Source organism: Terrabacter aerolatus (assembly GCF_007991735.1).
Taxonomy (GTDB): domain Bacteria; phylum Actinomycetota; class Actinomycetes; order Actinomycetales; family Dermatophilaceae; genus Terrabacter; species Terrabacter aerolatus.
This window is the reverse complement of sequence record NZ_BJYX01000006.1, coordinates 168,031-183,400: the sequence shown is the minus strand read 5'-3', so window position 1 is coordinate 183,400 and position 15,370 is coordinate 168,031. Positions and strand designations below refer to the sequence as shown.

Annotated in this window: 15 protein-coding genes; 11 read left to right on the top strand and 4 right to left on the bottom strand. The window is 71.7% G+C overall.

The features are described 5' to 3' along the window. Positions 1 to 62 precede the first annotated feature (62 nt). Together TAE01_RS08060 and TAE01_RS08055 are read left to right on the top strand one after the other, a co-directional pair. Positions 63 to 1,241, top strand: coding sequence for a cystathionine gamma-synthase (locus TAE01_RS08060; RefSeq protein ID WP_147065196.1), 1,179 nt, complete (start codon positions 63 to 65; stop codon positions 1,239 to 1,241). After that, positions 1,238 to 2,614, top strand: coding sequence for a glutamate mutase L (locus TAE01_RS08055; RefSeq protein ID WP_246111218.1), 1,377 nt, complete (start codon positions 1,238 to 1,240; stop codon positions 2,612 to 2,614). The genes TAE01_RS08060 and TAE01_RS08055 overlap by 4 nt, the downstream gene beginning before the upstream one ends. A 142-nt stretch (positions 2,615 to 2,756) precedes the next feature. On the opposite strand, the gene greA is transcribed toward TAE01_RS08055, so the two are convergent. Together greA and TAE01_RS08045 are read right to left on the bottom strand one after the other, a co-directional pair. Beyond that, positions 2,757 to 3,242 (bottom strand): transcription elongation factor GreA, encoded by a 486-nt coding sequence (gene greA, locus TAE01_RS08050; protein ID WP_147065194.1) that lies wholly within the window; start codon positions 3,240 to 3,242, stop codon positions 2,757 to 2,759. Between the two features lie 200 nt (positions 3,243 to 3,442). Further along, positions 3,443 to 3,814, bottom strand: a complete 372-nt coding sequence (locus TAE01_RS08045) for a DUF4307 domain-containing protein (protein ID WP_147065191.1) — start codon at positions 3,812 to 3,814, stop codon at positions 3,443 to 3,445. A gap of 184 nt (positions 3,815 to 3,998) precedes the next feature. Here TAE01_RS08045 and mca point away from each other — a divergent pair, with 184 nt between their 5' ends. Both mca and TAE01_RS08035 read left to right on the top strand, forming a co-directional pair. After that, positions 3,999 to 5,063: a mycothiol conjugate amidase Mca gene (gene mca, locus TAE01_RS08040; protein ID WP_186815098.1), complete on the top strand. Its 1,065-nt coding sequence runs from the start codon at positions 3,999 to 4,001 to the stop codon at positions 5,061 to 5,063. Continuing rightward, a complete protein-coding gene (locus tag TAE01_RS08035; protein ID WP_147065189.1) occupies positions 5,060 to 5,326 on the top strand; it encodes a hypothetical protein in 267 nt (88 codons plus the stop codon). The genes mca and TAE01_RS08035 overlap by 4 nt, the downstream gene beginning before the upstream one ends. 96 nt (positions 5,327 to 5,422) lie before the next feature. Here the strand turns inward: TAE01_RS08035 and trhA are convergent, their stop codons facing one another. Continuing rightward, positions 5,423 to 6,145 (bottom strand): PAQR family membrane homeostasis protein TrhA, encoded by a 723-nt coding sequence (gene trhA / locus TAE01_RS08030; RefSeq protein WP_147065187.1) that lies wholly within the window; start codon positions 6,143 to 6,145, stop codon positions 5,423 to 5,425. Between the two features lie 277 nt (positions 6,146 to 6,422). On the opposite strand from trhA, the gene TAE01_RS08025 reads away from it, so the two are divergent. From TAE01_RS08025 to TAE01_RS08000, 6 genes are all read left to right on the top strand, one after another. Continuing rightward, on the top strand, positions 6,423 to 7,184 hold the full coding sequence (locus tag TAE01_RS08025; RefSeq protein WP_147065185.1) for an isoprenyl transferase: 762 nt from the start codon (positions 6,423 to 6,425) through the stop codon (positions 7,182 to 7,184). A gap of 128 nt (positions 7,185 to 7,312) precedes the next feature. Continuing rightward, entirely contained in the window at positions 7,313 to 8,281 is a 969-nt protein-coding gene (locus TAE01_RS08020; protein ID WP_147065183.1) for a WXG100 family type VII secretion target, read from the top strand. A gap of 55 nt (positions 8,282 to 8,336) precedes the next feature. After that, on the top strand, positions 8,337 to 9,041 hold the full coding sequence (locus tag TAE01_RS08015; protein ID WP_147065181.1) for a hypothetical protein: 705 nt from the start codon (positions 8,337 to 8,339) through the stop codon (positions 9,039 to 9,041). Next, a complete protein-coding gene (locus TAE01_RS08010; protein WP_147065179.1) occupies positions 9,038 to 9,361 on the top strand; it encodes a hypothetical protein in 324 nt (107 codons plus the stop codon). Before TAE01_RS08015 ends, TAE01_RS08010 begins: the two co-directional genes overlap by 4 nt. A 516-nt stretch (positions 9,362 to 9,877) precedes the next feature. Further along, positions 9,878 to 11,116: an RNA 5'-3' helicase PhoH2 gene (gene phoH2, locus TAE01_RS08005; protein WP_371860831.1), complete on the top strand. Its 1,239-nt coding sequence runs from the start codon at positions 9,878 to 9,880 to the stop codon at positions 11,114 to 11,116. Between the two features lie 288 nt (positions 11,117 to 11,404). Beyond that, positions 11,405 to 12,337 (top strand): aggregation-promoting factor C-terminal-like domain-containing protein, encoded by a 933-nt coding sequence (locus TAE01_RS08000; RefSeq protein ID WP_147065176.1) that lies wholly within the window; start codon positions 11,405 to 11,407, stop codon positions 12,335 to 12,337. Between the two features lie 106 nt (positions 12,338 to 12,443). Here TAE01_RS08000 and coaA read toward each other — a convergent pair whose 3' ends face one another. Next, positions 12,444 to 13,418 carry a type I pantothenate kinase gene (coaA, locus tag TAE01_RS07995; protein ID WP_147065313.1) on the bottom strand — a complete coding sequence of 325 codons (975 nt, stop codon included), beginning with the start codon at positions 13,416 to 13,418 and terminating at the stop codon, positions 12,444 to 12,446. A gap of 92 nt (positions 13,419 to 13,510) precedes the next feature. Here coaA and glmS point away from each other — a divergent pair, with 92 nt between their 5' ends. After that, positions 13,511 to 15,370 (top strand): glutamine--fructose-6-phosphate transaminase (isomerizing), encoded by a 1,860-nt coding sequence (glmS, locus tag TAE01_RS07990; protein WP_147065174.1) that lies wholly within the window; start codon positions 13,511 to 13,513, stop codon positions 15,368 to 15,370.

The window sequence follows — 15,370 nt, the reverse complement described above, 5'->3', positions numbered from 1 at the left end:
CGGCCGACGGCGACGCCCCGGCCCGTGCGGGCCGCCGCGTCGCAGGGCATAGGCTCGGAGCCATGTCTGACGAGCACGGATTCTCCACACGCGCCATCCACGCCGGCCAGGAGGCCGACGAGCTCACCGGTGCGGTGGTGCCCCCGATCTACCAGGTGTCGACCTACAAGCAGGACGGCATCGGCGGCTTCCGGAACGGCTACGAGTACAGCCGGTCGGCCAACCCGACCCGCAACGCGCTCGAGGAGTGCATCGCCGCGCTCGAGGGGGGCAGCCGCGGTTTCGCCTTCGCCTCGGGTCTCGCCGGCCAGGACACCGTGGCCCGCGCCCTGCTCGTCCCCGGTGACCACGTCGTCGTGCCCAACGACGCCTACGGTGGCACCTACCGCTACTTCAACAAGGTCGCGAAGCCGCAGGGCGTCGAGCACGCGATCGCGAACATGGGCGACGTCGAGGCCGTTCGGGCGGCGATCCGCCCCGGTCGGACGAAGATGGTGTGGGTCGAGACTCCGACCAACCCGCTGCTGGGCATCGCCGACATCGAGGCCATCGCCGCGGTCGCCCACGAGGCGGGCGCCGTGCTCGTCGTCGACAACACCTTCGCCACCGCCTACCTGCAGAGCCCCATCGCACTCGGCGCCGACATCGTCACGCACTCCACGACGAAGTACTCCGGCGGGCACAGCGACGTCGTCGGGGGCGCCGTCGTCACGGCCAAGAGCATCGCGGTGCCGGGCTACGAGGACGCCGAGGAGCGGATCGCCTTCCACCAGAACAGCATCGGCGGTGTCGCGGGCCCCTTCGACTCGTGGCTGACCCTCCGCGGTCTCAAGACCCTGGCCATCCGTATGGAGCGCCACTGCGACAACGCCGAGAAGGTCGTCGACTTCCTCGAGGGCCACGCCGGCGTCTTGCAGGTGCTCTACCCGGGCCTGCCCGGCCACGCCAACCACGACGTCGCCGCGCGCCAGATGAAGCGCTTCGGCGGCATGGTCAGCTTCCGGATGAAGCGCGGCGAGGACGCAGCGGTCAAGACCTGCGCGGCGGTCAGCCTGTGGACCCTCGGCGAGTCGCTGGGCGGCGTCGAGTCGCTCATCGAGCACCCGGGCCGCATGACGCACGCGAGCGTGGCCGGGACCGAGCTCGAGGTGCCGAGCGACCTCATCCGGCTGTCGGTCGGCATCGAGGACGTCGACGACCTCATCGCCGACCTGCGCGAGGCCCTCGACATCCACGGGTGACCCGACCCAGCCCGCCGCGACGCATGACGATCCTCGCCGTCGACTTCGGGTCGACGTTCACCAAGGGCGCGCTCGTCGCGGACGACGGCACGGTGCTGGGCACGGCCTCGAGCCTGACGACGGGCACGCAGGGCCGCGGCGACATCCTTGACGGCTACCGGACGGTGCGCGCCGAGCTCGGGGTGCCCGACGACGCCGTCGTACGTGCCTGCTCGAGCGCCGGTGGTGGGCTCCGGCTCGCCGTCGTCGGCTACGAGCGCACCGTCACGGCCCAGGCAGGCCACCGGGTGGGGCTCTCGGCAGGCGCCAAGGTCGTGCACGTAGCGGCGGGTGAGCTGACCCGCGCCGACGTCGCCGGCGTCCGCGCGTCCCGTCCCGACATCATCCTGCTCGTCGGCGGCACCGACGGCGGCAACAGCAACGTCCTGCTGCACAACGCCGCACGGCTCGGCGCCGGCGCCATCGGCGGACACGGGGCGCGCGCCGTCCCGATCGTCGTGGCCGGCAACGTCGAGGCGCGCGAGGCTGCCGCGGCGGTGCTGGAGCGAGCCGGGCGTCCGACCCTCCTCGCCGACAACGTGCTCCCGCAGATCGGCGTCATCGCTCCGGAGTCGGCTCGTGCTGCGATCAGGGACGCGTTCCTGCGTCACGTCATCGGTGGCAAGGGTCTCTCGCGCGACCCCGACTTCGCCGCGATGGTCGAGGCGGCGACGCCCGACGTCGTGCTCCGCTGCGTCGAGGTGCTCGCGTCGGAGACCGGCGGCGACGTGCTCGTCGTCGACATCGGCGGGGCCACGACCGACGTGTACTCGTGCCTGACGCCCGAGGGGGAGGACGCGGGCCTGCGCAAGGAGGTCGTGGCGCCGCTGTGGCACGCGCGCACCGTCGAGGGTGACCTCGGGATGCGCTGGAACGCCGAGCACGTGCTCGACGCCGCCACGAGCGAGCACCTGCTCGACGGCGTCGCGGACGTCGACGCGCTCAGGGCGTATGCCGCGCGCGTCCACGAGCGCCCGGGCTCCCTCCCCGCCGACGACCTGGACCGACGACTCGACCTCGAGCTCGCCCGGCTCGCGGCGCTCGTCGCCGTGCGTCGGCACGCTCGAGCGGCCCAGCCGACCGAGTCGGCGCGACCGCTCGCCAACGTCGCGGTCCTCGTCGGCTCCGGGGGAGTGCTGCGTCACGCCGACGCCGCCGGTCGCGACCACGTGCTCGGGGCCGTCCTGACCGACCATGCGGGTGGCTGGAAGGTGCCGCGCTCGGCGCAGGCGACGGTCGACACGGCATACCTGCTCTTCGCAGCGGGCCTGCTCGCCGACGACCCCGACGGAGGGCGCCTCGCGCGGGCCGTCGCCGCGCAGATCGTGCACTGACGCCGGTCCCGCTCTGGCGCGCCGGTTCGTCCCGGCGCGCCCGAAGCGCTTCGGCGTCGCTGAGCGCCACCGGCGCCGGACACGCGAACGGGCCGGCCACCCCCGAGGGGGCGGCCGGCCCGTTCGTCAGGCGCAGTGGTGCTCAGCCGGTGTACGGCTTGGCGGCCACGATCTTGACGTCGATCGTCTTGCCGTTCGGCGCCTCGTAGCTCGTGCTGTCACCGACGCTCTTGCCGTTGATGGCGGCGCCCATGGCGGACTTCTCGGAGAAGACCTGCAGGTCGGAGCCGTCGGCGATCTCGCGGTTGCCGAGCAGGAACGTCTCCTCGTCGCCGAAGATCTCGACCGTCACGAGCATGCCCGGCTCGACGACACCGTCGTCGGGGGGCGTCTCGCCGATCGTGGCGTCCTGGAGCAGCGCGGTGAGCTGGCGGATGCGGGCCTCCATCTTGCCCTGCTCCTCGCGGGCGGCGTGGTAGCCGCCGTTCTCCTTGAGGTCGCCCTCCTCGCGGGCCTCCTCGATCTTGCGTGCGATCTCGAGGCGACCTTCGCCCGTGAGCTGGTCCAGCTCCGCCTTGAGGCGGTCATGGGCATCCTGGGTCAGGAAGCCAGCGGCAGTCTCGGTCACGGTTGTCACTCCTTGGATGAACAGCGCCCACGCGGTGCTCCGCGTGGGCGCCTGCACAAAAACAGATGGGCCCGGACGGGGGTGTCGACGACTCGTGTGCCGGTCGGCGACGGGTCCGGACCCTGGATGAAGCATTCAGGATAACAAAACGCACGCCGAACGTGCAGTTCACGCCGCTTTCGGTCCCGGAGAACTGCAGGTCAGGAGCAGGTCTTGACCTGGCCGGTGACCGCACGGGAGGTCGTGCGCAGGGTGGCCGACTCGGTCGTCGTCTCGGTGGCGCTCGCCGCCACCCGCACCGTGCTCGTGCCGACGGGCGAGAAGTCACGCGCCAGCGCCTCGATCGTGCACGTCATCGCGCGCCCACCCGGTCGGGTCACCTGGAAGTCGACCCGCACCTGCTGGTCGCTGACGACCTTGTAGCCCAGGGTGTCCCAGCTCGGCTGGCCCAGCGTCGCGGAGAGCCCGAACCAGATCGTCAGACCCACGCCGGCGAGGATGCCGACAGTGCCGACCACCCACCACTTCAGCTGGCCGGGGGCGGGGCGAGGCAGGGTCGGTCGGGACGGCATACGGGGTCCTGGCGGTTCGAGCCCGCGCGTCGAAGGGCGCGGGGGAGTGAGAGGATGGCGGTCGGGCCCCAGTCTCTCCCATGGCAGCACGCCGGAGAGCAGCGGCCCGGGCGCCGGCAGGCATCGGGTGACCGTGAGCCGCCTGCGCCCCCACCAACGACACTCCGGACGAACAGGGAGCCACGTGGCCGAGGGCATGCGTTTGATGGCGGTGCACGCGCACCCCGACGACGAGTCGAGCAAGGGCGCCGCGACGACGGCCAGGTACGTCGCCGCGGGGGCCTCCGTCATGGTCGTCTCCTGCACGGGCGGCGAGCGGGGCGACATCCTCAACGAGAAGCTCAAGGACGACCCGCACATCCTGCGTGACATCGCCCAGGTGCGCCGCGACGAGATGAAGGCCGCCCAGGAGGTGCTCGGCTGTGAGCACACGTGGCTCGGCTTCGTCGACTCGGGCCTCCCCGAGGGCGACCCGCTGCCGCCGCTTCCCGACGGCTGCTTCGCGCTGGAGGACATCGACGTGACGACCGAGGCGCTCGTGCGGGTCATCCGCGCCTGGCGCCCGCACGTCATGACGACGTACGACGAGAAGGGTGGCTACCCCCACCCGGACCACATCATGTGCCACACCGTGTCGATGGCGGCCTTCGAGGCGGCCGGTGACCCCTCGCGCTACCCGCACGCGGGCGAGCCGTGGCAGCCGCTCAAGATCTACTACAACGGCGGGTGGTCCAAGCCCAGGCTCGAGGCCATCCACGACGCCATGCTCGCCGAGGGACTCGAGAGCCCGTATGCCGAGTGGCTGGCGAACTGGAAGCCCCGCCGGTCGGGACGTCCCACCACGACGATCGCGTGCGCCGAGCACTTCGAGACGCGTGACCGGGCCCTGCTGGCCCACGCGACTCAGGTCGACCCCGACGGCTTCTGGTTCCAGGTGCCGCTCGAGGTCCAGCAGCGCGTCTGGGGCGTCGAGGAGTTCGAGGCCGCGCTGTCGTACGTGCCGATCGCCGAGGGTGAGGACGACCTCTTCGCCGGTCTGGGCAGCGTCACGGACGCCGACGCGCTCGCGACCAGCACCGGCCTCGAGCTCGTCCACGACGGCCGCATCACCGACGAGCCCGAGGCGGAGGACGCCGAGCAGCCCGGCCGCGGCGACAGCTCCGAGACCCACGCCGACGAGGTCGACGACCGTGGTGCCGGCCACGACGACGACAGCGAGCTCGGGTCCACCACGGCGAGGGCCCGATGAACGGCGGTGGCAACCTCCCGGTCGGGCCCGGCATCTGGGGCTTCATCGCCTTCTTCGTGCTGGCCATCGCGCTGTGGTTCCTCGTGCGCAACATGAACAGCCGCCTGCGCCGGATGGCCTACCGCGACCGTGACCGGGCCGAGGAGCTCGCCGCCACGGGAGACGTCGACGGCCACGCAGCAGGCTCCGGCACGACCCCCGAGGTCTCCGACGCCCCGCGCGAGCCCGGTGACGACGCTCCGGGGGAGCGGCCGCGTCCCTGAGACGCCGCCACACGGCATACGCCATCGACACGACGAACGCCCCGGCACGAGGCCGGGGCGTTCGTCATGTCCCACGGGATCGGGAGCGTGGGACGCTCAGGTGGCGGCCTGGTAGCCGACGACCGCGAGCGTGATCGCGGCGAAGTGCGTGAGGAAGCCGCCGAGCGTGAAGGCGTGGAAGACCTCGTGGAAGCCGAACCACTTGGGCCACGGGTTGGGCCGCTTCGTCCCGTAGACGATGCCGCCCGCGGTGTACATGAGGCCGCCGAGCCCGATGAGCGAGCCGATGAGCGGACCGCCCTCGCGCCAGAAGGGCACGACGTAGAAGACGGCGGCCCAGCCGAGCGCGAGGTAGAGCGCGGTGTAGAGCCAGCGCGGCGCGCTGACCCAGAAGACGCGGAAGAGCACGCCCGCGATCGCGGCGCCCCAGATGACCGACAGGAGCAGTCGGGCCTGGCCGGACGGCAGCAGGGTCACCGCGAACGGCGTGTACGTGCCGGCGATGATGAGGTAGATGTTCGAGTGGTCGAAGCGCTTGAGCAGGCCCGACATCCTCGGTCCCCACGTGCCGCGGTGGTAGACGGCGGAGACGCCGAAGAGCAGGGCGGCGCTCACCGTGAAGACGATCGAGGCGGTGCGCACCGCGCCGGGGTCGGAGACGAGCACGAGCGCCAGGCCGCCGATGACGGCGACGGGGAACATGCCGAGGTGCAGCCAGCCGCGGAGGCGGGGCTTGACGATGGCCACGAGGTCGGCGACCGGGGTGCTGGCCGGCTCCTCGGGGACGGTGCCTGGGACGTGCTCGGGGGTGGCGCTCATGCCGCTCACTCTAACCTACGCAACCGTAGGTTACGGCAACGTAGGTTCAGGATCTGCTGTGAGAACGTCCGCTCCGGGCCGTCGCGACAACCGCCTCCAGCACGGTCTCGCGACCCTCTTCACGGCCTCGTCACAGCATGCTCACCAGACGCTCGCGACGACTCCACCGGACCGCCGCGGCCGGCGCAGGCGCGGGGGGTACGGTGATAGCGCGGCTCTCCCGGGCTGCCCGGTCCGGACCGACGATGACACACGAGCGAGTCGACGAGGAGGCCCCGTGGGGTGGCGCGATGTGGTCTACGGCGCGTACGAGCGCCGAGTCCTCAAGGACCTCCCCAAGGAGGCGCTCCCACGCCACGTCGCCGTCATGCTCGACGGCAACCGACGTTGGGCCAGGGCTCGCGGCGCCGGCACCGCGAGCGGCCACCAGGCGGGCGCCGACAAGATCGAGGAGCTGCTCGAGTGGTGCCGCGACGCGGGCGTCGAATACGTCACGCTCTGGCTGCTCTCGACCGACAACCTGCGCCGCGCCGAGGAGGAGCTGGCGCCGCTCCTGAAGATCATCGAGACCGCCGTCGCCGACCTCGCCGAGTCGGGCCACTGGCGTCTCAAGATCGTCGGGGCGCTCGACCTGCTGCCGCCCGAGACGGCCGCGAGCCTCAGCGCCTCGGCGAAGCGCACGGAGGACGTCGAGGGCATGACGGTCAACGTCGCCGTCGGCTACGGCGGCCGCCGCGAGATCGCCGATGCCGTCCGTGACCTGCTGCTCGCCCGCGCGGCTGCCGGGGAGTCGATCGACGAGATCGCCGCGGGGCTCACCGTCGAGGACATCGCCGAGCACCTGTACACCAAGGGCCAGCCCGACCCGGACCTCGTCATCCGCACCTCCGGAGAGCAGCGCCTCGGCGGCTTCCTGCTCTGGCAGAGCGCGACGTCCGAGTTCTACTTCTGCGAGGCGTACTGGCCGGACTTCCGCCACGTCGACTTCCTCCGCGCGCTCCGGGCGTATGCCGGCCGGCACCGTCGTTTCGGCGGCTGACCTGCCGTAGGGGAGTGCTCCCCATTGTCCGGGTTGGCATGGTTGCGTAGGTTGCGGGTGGGCCGAGATGCCGGGGCCCTCCCGGGCCGGCACACGACAGCGGCGACGACATCAGGGGAGTACGACAGATGGCGATCTACAAGAAGGGTGCCGACCCGGTGGCGCTGCGGGCCTCCGCCGAGCGGATCACCGGTCACGCCCGCGAGTGCGACACGGTCAAGGGCGAGGCGAGCCGTGCGGTGCACGCCCTCAGGGGGCAGTGGGGCGGCGGCGACCTCGACCAGCTGATGAACCGCTGGCCCCCGATCGAGGCCCAGCTGACCCAGTTCGGTACCGACCTCGGCAAGCTCGCGGAGGCGCTGCGCCGCAACGCCGGTCAGCAGGACACGGCGAGCGGTCAGGGCTCCGGCGGCGCCGGTCCCCTCGGTCCCGTGGGCCCTCTCGGGCCGGGCAGCGCGAGCGTGGGCAACGGCGGCATCCCCGGCTACGACCTCACCAAGGCGCTCTTCACGCCGTTCAAGCTCGCGGGAACGCTGGGCAGCGTCGCCGGTCTGGCGCTCAAGCTCAAGAACTTCTCCAACAACCTCGGCGGCTTCGACAGCGAGCTGGGGCTCTTCAAGAACCTCAAGAACGCGTGGAACACGGGTCGCCTGGCCGAGTTCGGCGACGCCCTCGCCCCGAAGAACTGGTCGACGCTCTCGCGCTTCGTGCCGGCGCTCGAGGACGGCTCGAAGCTCGCCAAGGGGCTCGGCACGTTCGGCAAGTTCCTCGGCCCCGCCGGCGTCGCGCTGGGCGGGTTCACCGTGGCCAACGACATCGCGGGCGGCCACTACGGGCGTGCCACCTACGACGGGGCCATGACCGCCCTCGGCGCCGTGGCCCTGGTGCCGATCCCGCCGGTCAACGCGATCGCGGGCGCGGCCGCCGGGGCGATGGCCGTCGGTGAGCTCGTCTACGACCACTGGGACGACATCTCGCACTTCGCGGGCGAGGCCGGCCACGCGATCAGCGACGCGGCCGGCGACGTCGCCGACTTCGCGGGTGACGTCGCCGACAAGGCCGGCGACGTCCTCTCCTCCCTGAACCCCTTCGACTGACGACCCGAGACGACCGCATGGCCCACGACGGCCACGAGGACAAGGTGGAACGCACATGACCGACACGAACGAGACCCGGGGCGACCGGGTGAAGGACCCTCTGCACGGCACGCCGATCGAGGCGATCGAGCTCCCCGACGACATCGTCGGCATCGGCGCCAGCGAGCTGGCCTATCTCCTGTCGCGGCACGACTCCGCGGCGTCGCGGACCTCGGGCGAGTTCCTCCTCAGCGACCCCCGAATCGCCCAGGAGGGGGCCCTCATCGGCGGCGCCTCCTCGCTCGTGTCCCGCGGCTGGCTCACGCTCGACGAGAACGGCGACCGCCAGACCCGCTCCTACGCGGCGCTCATCGAGTACGTCACCGGCAAGGCCTACCGCTGGTCGCGGATCGGCTTCGTCGGCGCCGACGGTGACGACGTCGAGTACGTCGCGCTGCTCGAGTCCGACACGGTCACGGCGCTGATGCAGCCTCGCCAGCTCGCGTCGTGGTTCGTGCGGCTCGGCGAGCCCGACGTCGACCGGACCGCGCTCGTCACCGGGATGATGAAGGAGCGCTTCGCCGCCGACCCCGCCGCCGCCGTCATCCTCCAGGTCCGCACCGCCGACGGAGACCGGACGCTGGCCGTCCGTCCCCGGGGCGAGGGGTACGAGGCGCTGCGCGACGTGTCGGGTCCGGGCACCGGCACGGGCGGGACCGTCGACGAGGCGGGTCTCACCGCCGAGGTCGCGCGCCTCTACGGCGAGGGGGTGGCCGCATGAGTGACGTGGACCAGACCCGGACCGGGGGCACGCCGCCCAAGGAGCCGTTCCCCGTCCCCGAGGGCGGTCTCTTCATCGGCCAGATCCGCGAGCCGTGGGTCATGACGGTCTTCTTCGCCGTCATCGCCGTGGCGGGCGTCGTGCTCTTCGTCGTGTGCAAGAAGGCCGCCGACGGTGGGGCGCAGGGCGCGCTCGGCGCCGGCTGGGCCCTCCTGGCCATGTTCGGGGCGGTCGGCCTCCTCGGCATCGTCGTGGGGATCCGCCGGTGGCGCTGGAAGCACGAGTACGTCCGCGTCATGGGCCGCTCGCCCTGGGCCTGAACCGCGATCCCGGGGAGTCGGCTCCTCGCCGGTTCCGAGTGGGTTCCGCGTGGGTGCCGCGTGGGTTCCGAGTGGGTTCGCGTCGGTTCCGGGACCGCTGCGTTACGCCCGTGTGAACACTCGGGCGACACGACGACACGACGGCGTTCAATCCCCACCGGTGTCGCTCCCTGGTCGTACCGTCGACCCAACGGCCGACACCCGTCGGGCGTTGCCAGGAGGCCCACCCATGGAGCGATCGCTCAGGACGGAGGGCCGGGCACGACGCCACCCTCTGGTGGCCGCCCGGCATCTCGGGAGCGATTAGGCGCGCGAAGCGCGCCGCGTAGGGAGTGGCACATGGCTCGTACGACCCGTCAGGTCACGTCGGACCCCGCCAGCAGCACCACCAAGCCGGCCGCGGCCTCCACACGCGCCACGACACGCGCCTCCACGCGCACGACGGCCCGCGAACGCGAGCCCGGGCACAAGACGTACGTCCTCGACACGTCCGTGCTCCTGTCCGACCCCCGGGCGATGCTCCGTTTCGCCGAGCACGAGGTCGTCCTCCCGGTCGTCGTCGTCACCGAGCTCGAGGGCAAGCGGCACCACCCCGAGCTCGGCTACTTCGCCCGCCAGGCGCTGCGCCTGCTCGACGACCTGCGGATCAGCGAGGGTCGGCTCGACCAGCCGGTGGCCGTCGGCACCGACGGCGGTACCCTGCGCGTCGAGCTCAACCACACCGACCCGTCGTCGCTGCCGGCCGGTTTCCGGCTCGGCGACAACGACACCCGCATCCTGGCCGTCGCCCGCAACCTCGCCAACGAGGGCGCCGACGTGACCATCGTGTCCAAGGACCTGCCGATGCGGGTCAAGGCCTCGGCGTGCGGCCTCGAGGCGGAGGAGTACCGCCACGAGCAGGGCGTCGACTCCGGCTGGACGGGCATGCAGGAGCTCGAGGTCAGCTCCGAGGAGCTCGACCAGCTCTACGACAAGGGCCGCATCGAGCACGCCGGAGCCGCCGAGCTGCCGTGCCACACCGGTCTCGTCCTGCTCTCGCCGCGGGGAAGCGGTCTCGGGCGCGTCGGGGCCGACAAGCAGATCCGGCTCGTCCGGGGCGACCGCGACGCGTTCGGCCTGCACGGGCGCAGCGCCGAGCAGCGGATCGCCCTCGACCTGCTCCTCGACCCCGACGTCGGCATCCTCAGCCTCGGCGGCCGGGCCGGGACCGGCAAGTCGGCCCTCGCGCTCTGCGCCGGCCTCGAGTCGGTCATGGAGCGTCGCATCCAGCGCAAGGTGCTGGTCTTCCGCCCCCTCTTCGCCGTCGGCGGCCAGGAGCTCGGCTACCTGCCCGGCACCGAGGCCGAGAAGATGAACCCGTGGGGACAGGCGGTCTTCGACACGCTGAGCGCCCTCGTGTCGACCGAGGTCGTCGAGGAGATCATGGACCGCGGCCTGCTCGAGGTCCTGCCCCTGACCCACATCCGTGGCCGGTCCCTGCACGACGCGTTCGTCATCGTCGACGAGGCGCAGTCCCTCGAGCGCAACGTCCTGCTCACCGTGCTGAGTCGCATCGGGCAGAACAGCAAGGTCGTGCTCACCCACGACGTGGCCCAGCGTGACAACCTCCGGGTGGGCCGGCACGACGGCGTGGCGGCCGTCATCGAGAAGCTCAAGGGCCACCCGCTCTTCGCCCACGTGACCCTGACGAGGAGCGAGCGCAGTCCCATCGCGGCCCTCGTCACCGACATGCTCGAAGGCATCGATGTGACCTGAGTCACACTGCGCACAGCGTCCCCGAGCACGGTTCTCGGGGGCGCTGTGCGCTGGGCCACGCCATTCACGGCCCGTGGCGACCCCGGGGGTGGACGCCGATTTGCACCTGTTACGGTCTGCTGGCACCGTGTCTGGTTGAAGATCTCGGAACGATAACGCTCACCTCGGGGTGTGGGCGCGTCGGTCGGAGGTCGTGCACTGACGTCGGGCGGAGCCGTCGACGGGCCATCGCCCGAAGACCTCCACGCCCGGCACACCCCCGAACCCAGGAAGGCGTGACGTCTGTTCATGGCACGGTATGAAGGCCGGCACCGCAACGCACCGGCCCCCTCGACCGCTCCGCGCCCGAACCCCACCCCCTCCACGGTGCGGTCCGGCGCGGCCCGAGGCGAGGAGGTCCCGGCGGTCTCCCGCGACCCGCGTCCGGTGACCCCCGGCGCTCGGCGAGCGGTCGACTCGACCCGAGCCGTCCCGGCGGTCCCGTCGGCGCCCGAGCGCCCGCACCCCACCCGGAGCAGCCGCCACACCAAGCCGAGCTCGCGCCGGCGGCACGTCGGCCGCCCGATCCTCGCGGGGGCCCTGGCCCTCGGCCTGGGCGCCTCCGGCTTCGCCTACGCCAAGGCCACGAACCTCATCAGCTCCGACGCGGCTGCCTTCGTCGTCGGCAACGGCGTCGTGGCCCAGACGGACGAGCTGGCCCGCGCCTCCACGGTCGACACGACCTACCGCGCCGCCGCGTCGGTCTCGCGCAACGAGCGACGCACCGCCATCGCCGCCACCGGTCTGCGCACGGCCAAGGAGCTCGAGGCCAAGCAGAAGCAGGAGGCCGCAAAGCAGGCCGAGCTGGCCCGCCAGGCCGCCGCCAAGGCAGCGCGCGACCAGGAGCGTCAGCGCGTCATCGACAACGCCCAGAGCGACCCGCAGTCGGCGGCCCGCATCCTCATGGCCGACCACGGCTGGTCGAGCGACGCGCAGTACAACTGCCTCGTCAACCTGTGGACGGGCGAGAGCGGCTGGCGCTGGTCCGCGGAGAACGCCAGCTCCGGCGCGTACGGCATCCCGCAGTCCCTGCCGGCGAGCAAGATGTCGCAGTTCGGTGCCGACTACCGCACCAACCCGCTCACCCAGATCAAGTGGGGCCTCTGGTACATCGAGATGTCCTACGGCAACCCGTGCAACGCCTGGTCGACCTGGCAGGCGCGCTCGCCGCACTGGTACTGACCTGACCTTCGCGTATGCCGTGTGGCGAGCTCCCCCGGGAGCCCGCCACACGGCATACGTGCTCTCGGACGCGCTCCGCGGGCGGCGCTGACTGCCCGGCAGGCGCTCAGATCTTGCGCAGGCGCACCCGTCGCACCTCGTGGTTGTCGCCCTTGGACAGCACGAGGCTCGCGCGCGAGCGCGTCGGCAGGATGTTCTCGACGAGGTTCGGCCCGTTGATCTCGCGCCAGATCCGGTTGGCGGTCGCCACGGCCTCCTCGTCGGAGAGCACGGCGTAGCGGTGGAAGTAGGAGTCGGGGTCGGAGAACGCCGTCTCGCGCAGCCGCAGGAAACGCTCGACGTACCACTTGCGCACGTCGTCGACCCACGCGTCGACGTAGACGGAGAAGTCGAAGAAGTCGCTGACCGCGAGGCCGGTGCCGCGCACGGGATGCACCTGGGGCGCCTGCAGCACGTTGAGACCCTCGACGATGAGCACGTCGGGCTGGCGCACGACGATGCGCTCGCCGGGCACGATGTCGTAGGTCAGGTGCGAGTAGACGGGCGCCGTGACCTCGGCCCGGCCGGACTTGATCTCGGCGACGAAGCGGAGCAGGGCCCGCCGGTCGTAGGACTCCGGGAATCCCTTGCGCTGCAGGAGTCCCCGCTCCTCGAGCTCGGCGTTGGGCAGCAGGAAGCCGTCGGTCGTGACGAGGGCGACGCGCGGGGTGTCGGGCCAGCGGGCGAGCATCTCGCGCAGGATGCGGGCGGTCGTGGACTTGCCGACGGCCACGGACCCGGCCACCCCGATGACGAAGGGCGTCTTGGCCGGCCGCTCGCCGAGGAAGTCGCTCGTCACCTGGTGCAGCTGGCGGGTCGCCCCGACGTAGAAGTTGAGCAGGCGCGAGAGGGGGAGGTAGACCTCCTCGACCTCGTTGAGGTCGACGCGGTCGCCGAGGCCGCGCAGCCGCGCGAGGTCGGCGTCGTCGAGGTTGAGCGGGTGGTTCTCGCGCAACCGGGACCACGCGGCCCGGTCGAACTCGACGTAGGGCGACGGGATGACGGTCCCGTTCGCGGCGGTGCCCCCGCCGTTCCCGTCGATACCGCTGGATGGCTGCGACACGGGGACATTCTTGCGGACACCCCGGCCCCGGGTGGCGTTGGCCCCTCCCGGGTTCCCCTAGGCTGGTTCTCATGTGTGGAATCGTGGGTTACGTGGGGCGGTCGGACGACGGGACGGCTCTCGACGTCGTCATGGAGGGCCTGGCCCGCCTGGAGTACCGCGGCTACGACTCGGCCGGCGTGGCGCTCCTCGACGGTGACCACGTCGAGACCCGCAAGAAGTCCGGCAAGCTCGCCAACCTCGTGGCCGAGCTCGAGACGAGCCCGCTGCCGCCGTCGACGACGGGCATCGGCCACACCCGCTGGGCCACGCACGGCGGACCGACCGACCAGAACGCCCACCCGCACCGCGGCGGCAGGGACGGCAAGCTCGCCCTGATCCACAACGGCATCATCGAGAACTTCCACGCCCTCAAGCAGGGCCTGCTGGCCGACGGTGTCGAGTTCACGAGCGAGACCGACACCGAGGTCGTCGCGCACCTCGTCGCCGCGGCCTACGACCGCGAGCACGACCTGACCGTCGCCATGCGCGCCGTCGTCGCCGACCTCGAGGGCGCCTTCACGCTCCTCGCGATCCACGCCGACCAGCCCGGTGTCGTCGTCGGCGCCCGTCGCAACAGCCCCCTCGTCGTCGGCCTCGGCGACGACGCCAACTACCTCGGCTCGGACGTCGCCGCCTTCATCGGCCACACCCGCCACGCCCTCGAGCTCGCCCAGGACCAGATCGTCACGATCACGCCCGACGGCGCGTCCGTCATCAACTTCGACGGCACGCCCGCGGAGGGCAAGGCCTACGAGGTCACGTGGGACGCCGCCGCCGCCGAGAAGGGCGGCTACGCGACGTTCATGGAGAAGGAGATCCACGACCAGCCGCACGCCGTCGCCGACACCCTCCTCGGCCGCACCGATGCCGACGGTCGCCTCGTGCTCGACGAGATGAGCATCTCGGAGGAGCAGCTCAAGGCCGTCGACCGCATCACCATCGTCGCCTGCGGCACGGCCGCGTATGCCGGCATGGTCGCGAAGTACGCCATCGAGCACTGGACGAGGATCCCCGTCGAGGTCGCCCTGGCCCACGAGTTCCGCTACTGCGACCCCATCGTCAACGAGCGCACCCTCGTCGTCTCGATCAGCCAGTCGGGCGAGACGATGGACACCCTCATGGCCGTCAAGCACGCCCGCCATCTCGGCGCGATCACCGTGTCGGTGTGCAACACGCACGGCTCGACGATCCCGCGCGAGTCCGACGCCGTGCTCTACACGCACGCCGGCCCCGAGATCGCCGTCGCGTCGACGAAGGCGTTCCTCGCCCAGATCACGGCCTGCTACGTCCTCGGCCTCTACCTCGCCCAGCTGCGCGGCGGGTCCTACGCCGACGACGCGCAGTCGGTCATGAAGGAGCTGAGCGGCGTCCCGGCCAAGATCGAGACCCTCCTCGGCCAGATGGGCCGCGTCAAGGAGATCGCGGGGTTCATGGCCGACACCCGCTCGGTGCTCTTCCTCGGCCGCCACGTCGGTTACCCGATCGCCATGGAGGGCGCGCTCAAGCTCAAGGAGCTCGCCTACATCCACGCCGAGGGCTTCGCGGCGGGTGAGCTCAAGCACGGCCCCATCGCGCTCATCGAGCCCGGTCAGCCGGTCTTCGTCGTCGTGCCGTCGCCGACGAGCGAGCACGGCCTGCACGGCAAGGTCGTCAGCAACATCCAGGAGATCCGCGCCCGCGGCGCCCGCACCCTCGTCATCGCCGAGGAGGGCGACGAGGCCGTCGTGCCGTTCGCCGACGAGGTCATCCGGGTGCCCGCGACGTCGCCGCTGCTCGCGCCGCTGCTGACGGTCGTGCCGTTGCAGGTCTTCGCCCTCTGGCTGTCGACCGCCAAGGGCCTCGACGTCGACCAGCCGCGCAACCTCGCCAAGTCGGTCACGGTCGAGTGA

Excerpts from the sequence above, each read along its gene's own strand:
- TAE01_RS08060 (WP_147065196.1), top strand. The coding sequence starts at position 63 with ATGTCTGACGAGCACGGATTCTCCACACGCGCCATCCACGCCGGCCAG.
- TAE01_RS08045 (WP_147065191.1), bottom strand. The coding sequence starts at position 3,814 with ATGCCGTCCCGACCGACCCTGCCTCGCCCCGCCCCCGGCCAGCTGAAG.
- TAE01_RS08035 (WP_147065189.1), top strand. The coding sequence starts at position 5,060 with ATGAACGGCGGTGGCAACCTCCCGGTCGGGCCCGGCATCTGGGGCTTC.
- trhA (WP_147065187.1), bottom strand. The coding sequence starts at position 6,145 with ATGAGCGCCACCCCCGAGCACGTCCCAGGCACCGTCCCCGAGGAGCCG.
- TAE01_RS08020 (WP_147065183.1), top strand. The coding sequence starts at position 7,313 with ATGGCGATCTACAAGAAGGGTGCCGACCCGGTGGCGCTGCGGGCCTCC.
- TAE01_RS08015 (WP_147065181.1), top strand. The coding sequence starts at position 8,337 with ATGACCGACACGAACGAGACCCGGGGCGACCGGGTGAAGGACCCTCTG.
- TAE01_RS08010 (WP_147065179.1), top strand. The coding sequence starts at position 9,038 with ATGAGTGACGTGGACCAGACCCGGACCGGGGGCACGCCGCCCAAGGAG.
- phoH2 (WP_371860831.1), top strand. The coding sequence starts at position 9,878 with ATGCTCCGTTTCGCCGAGCACGAGGTCGTCCTCCCGGTCGTCGTCGTC.
- TAE01_RS08000 (WP_147065176.1), top strand. The coding sequence starts at position 11,405 with ATGGCACGGTATGAAGGCCGGCACCGCAACGCACCGGCCCCCTCGACC.
- glmS (WP_147065174.1), top strand. The coding sequence starts at position 13,511 with ATGTGTGGAATCGTGGGTTACGTGGGGCGGTCGGACGACGGGACGGCT.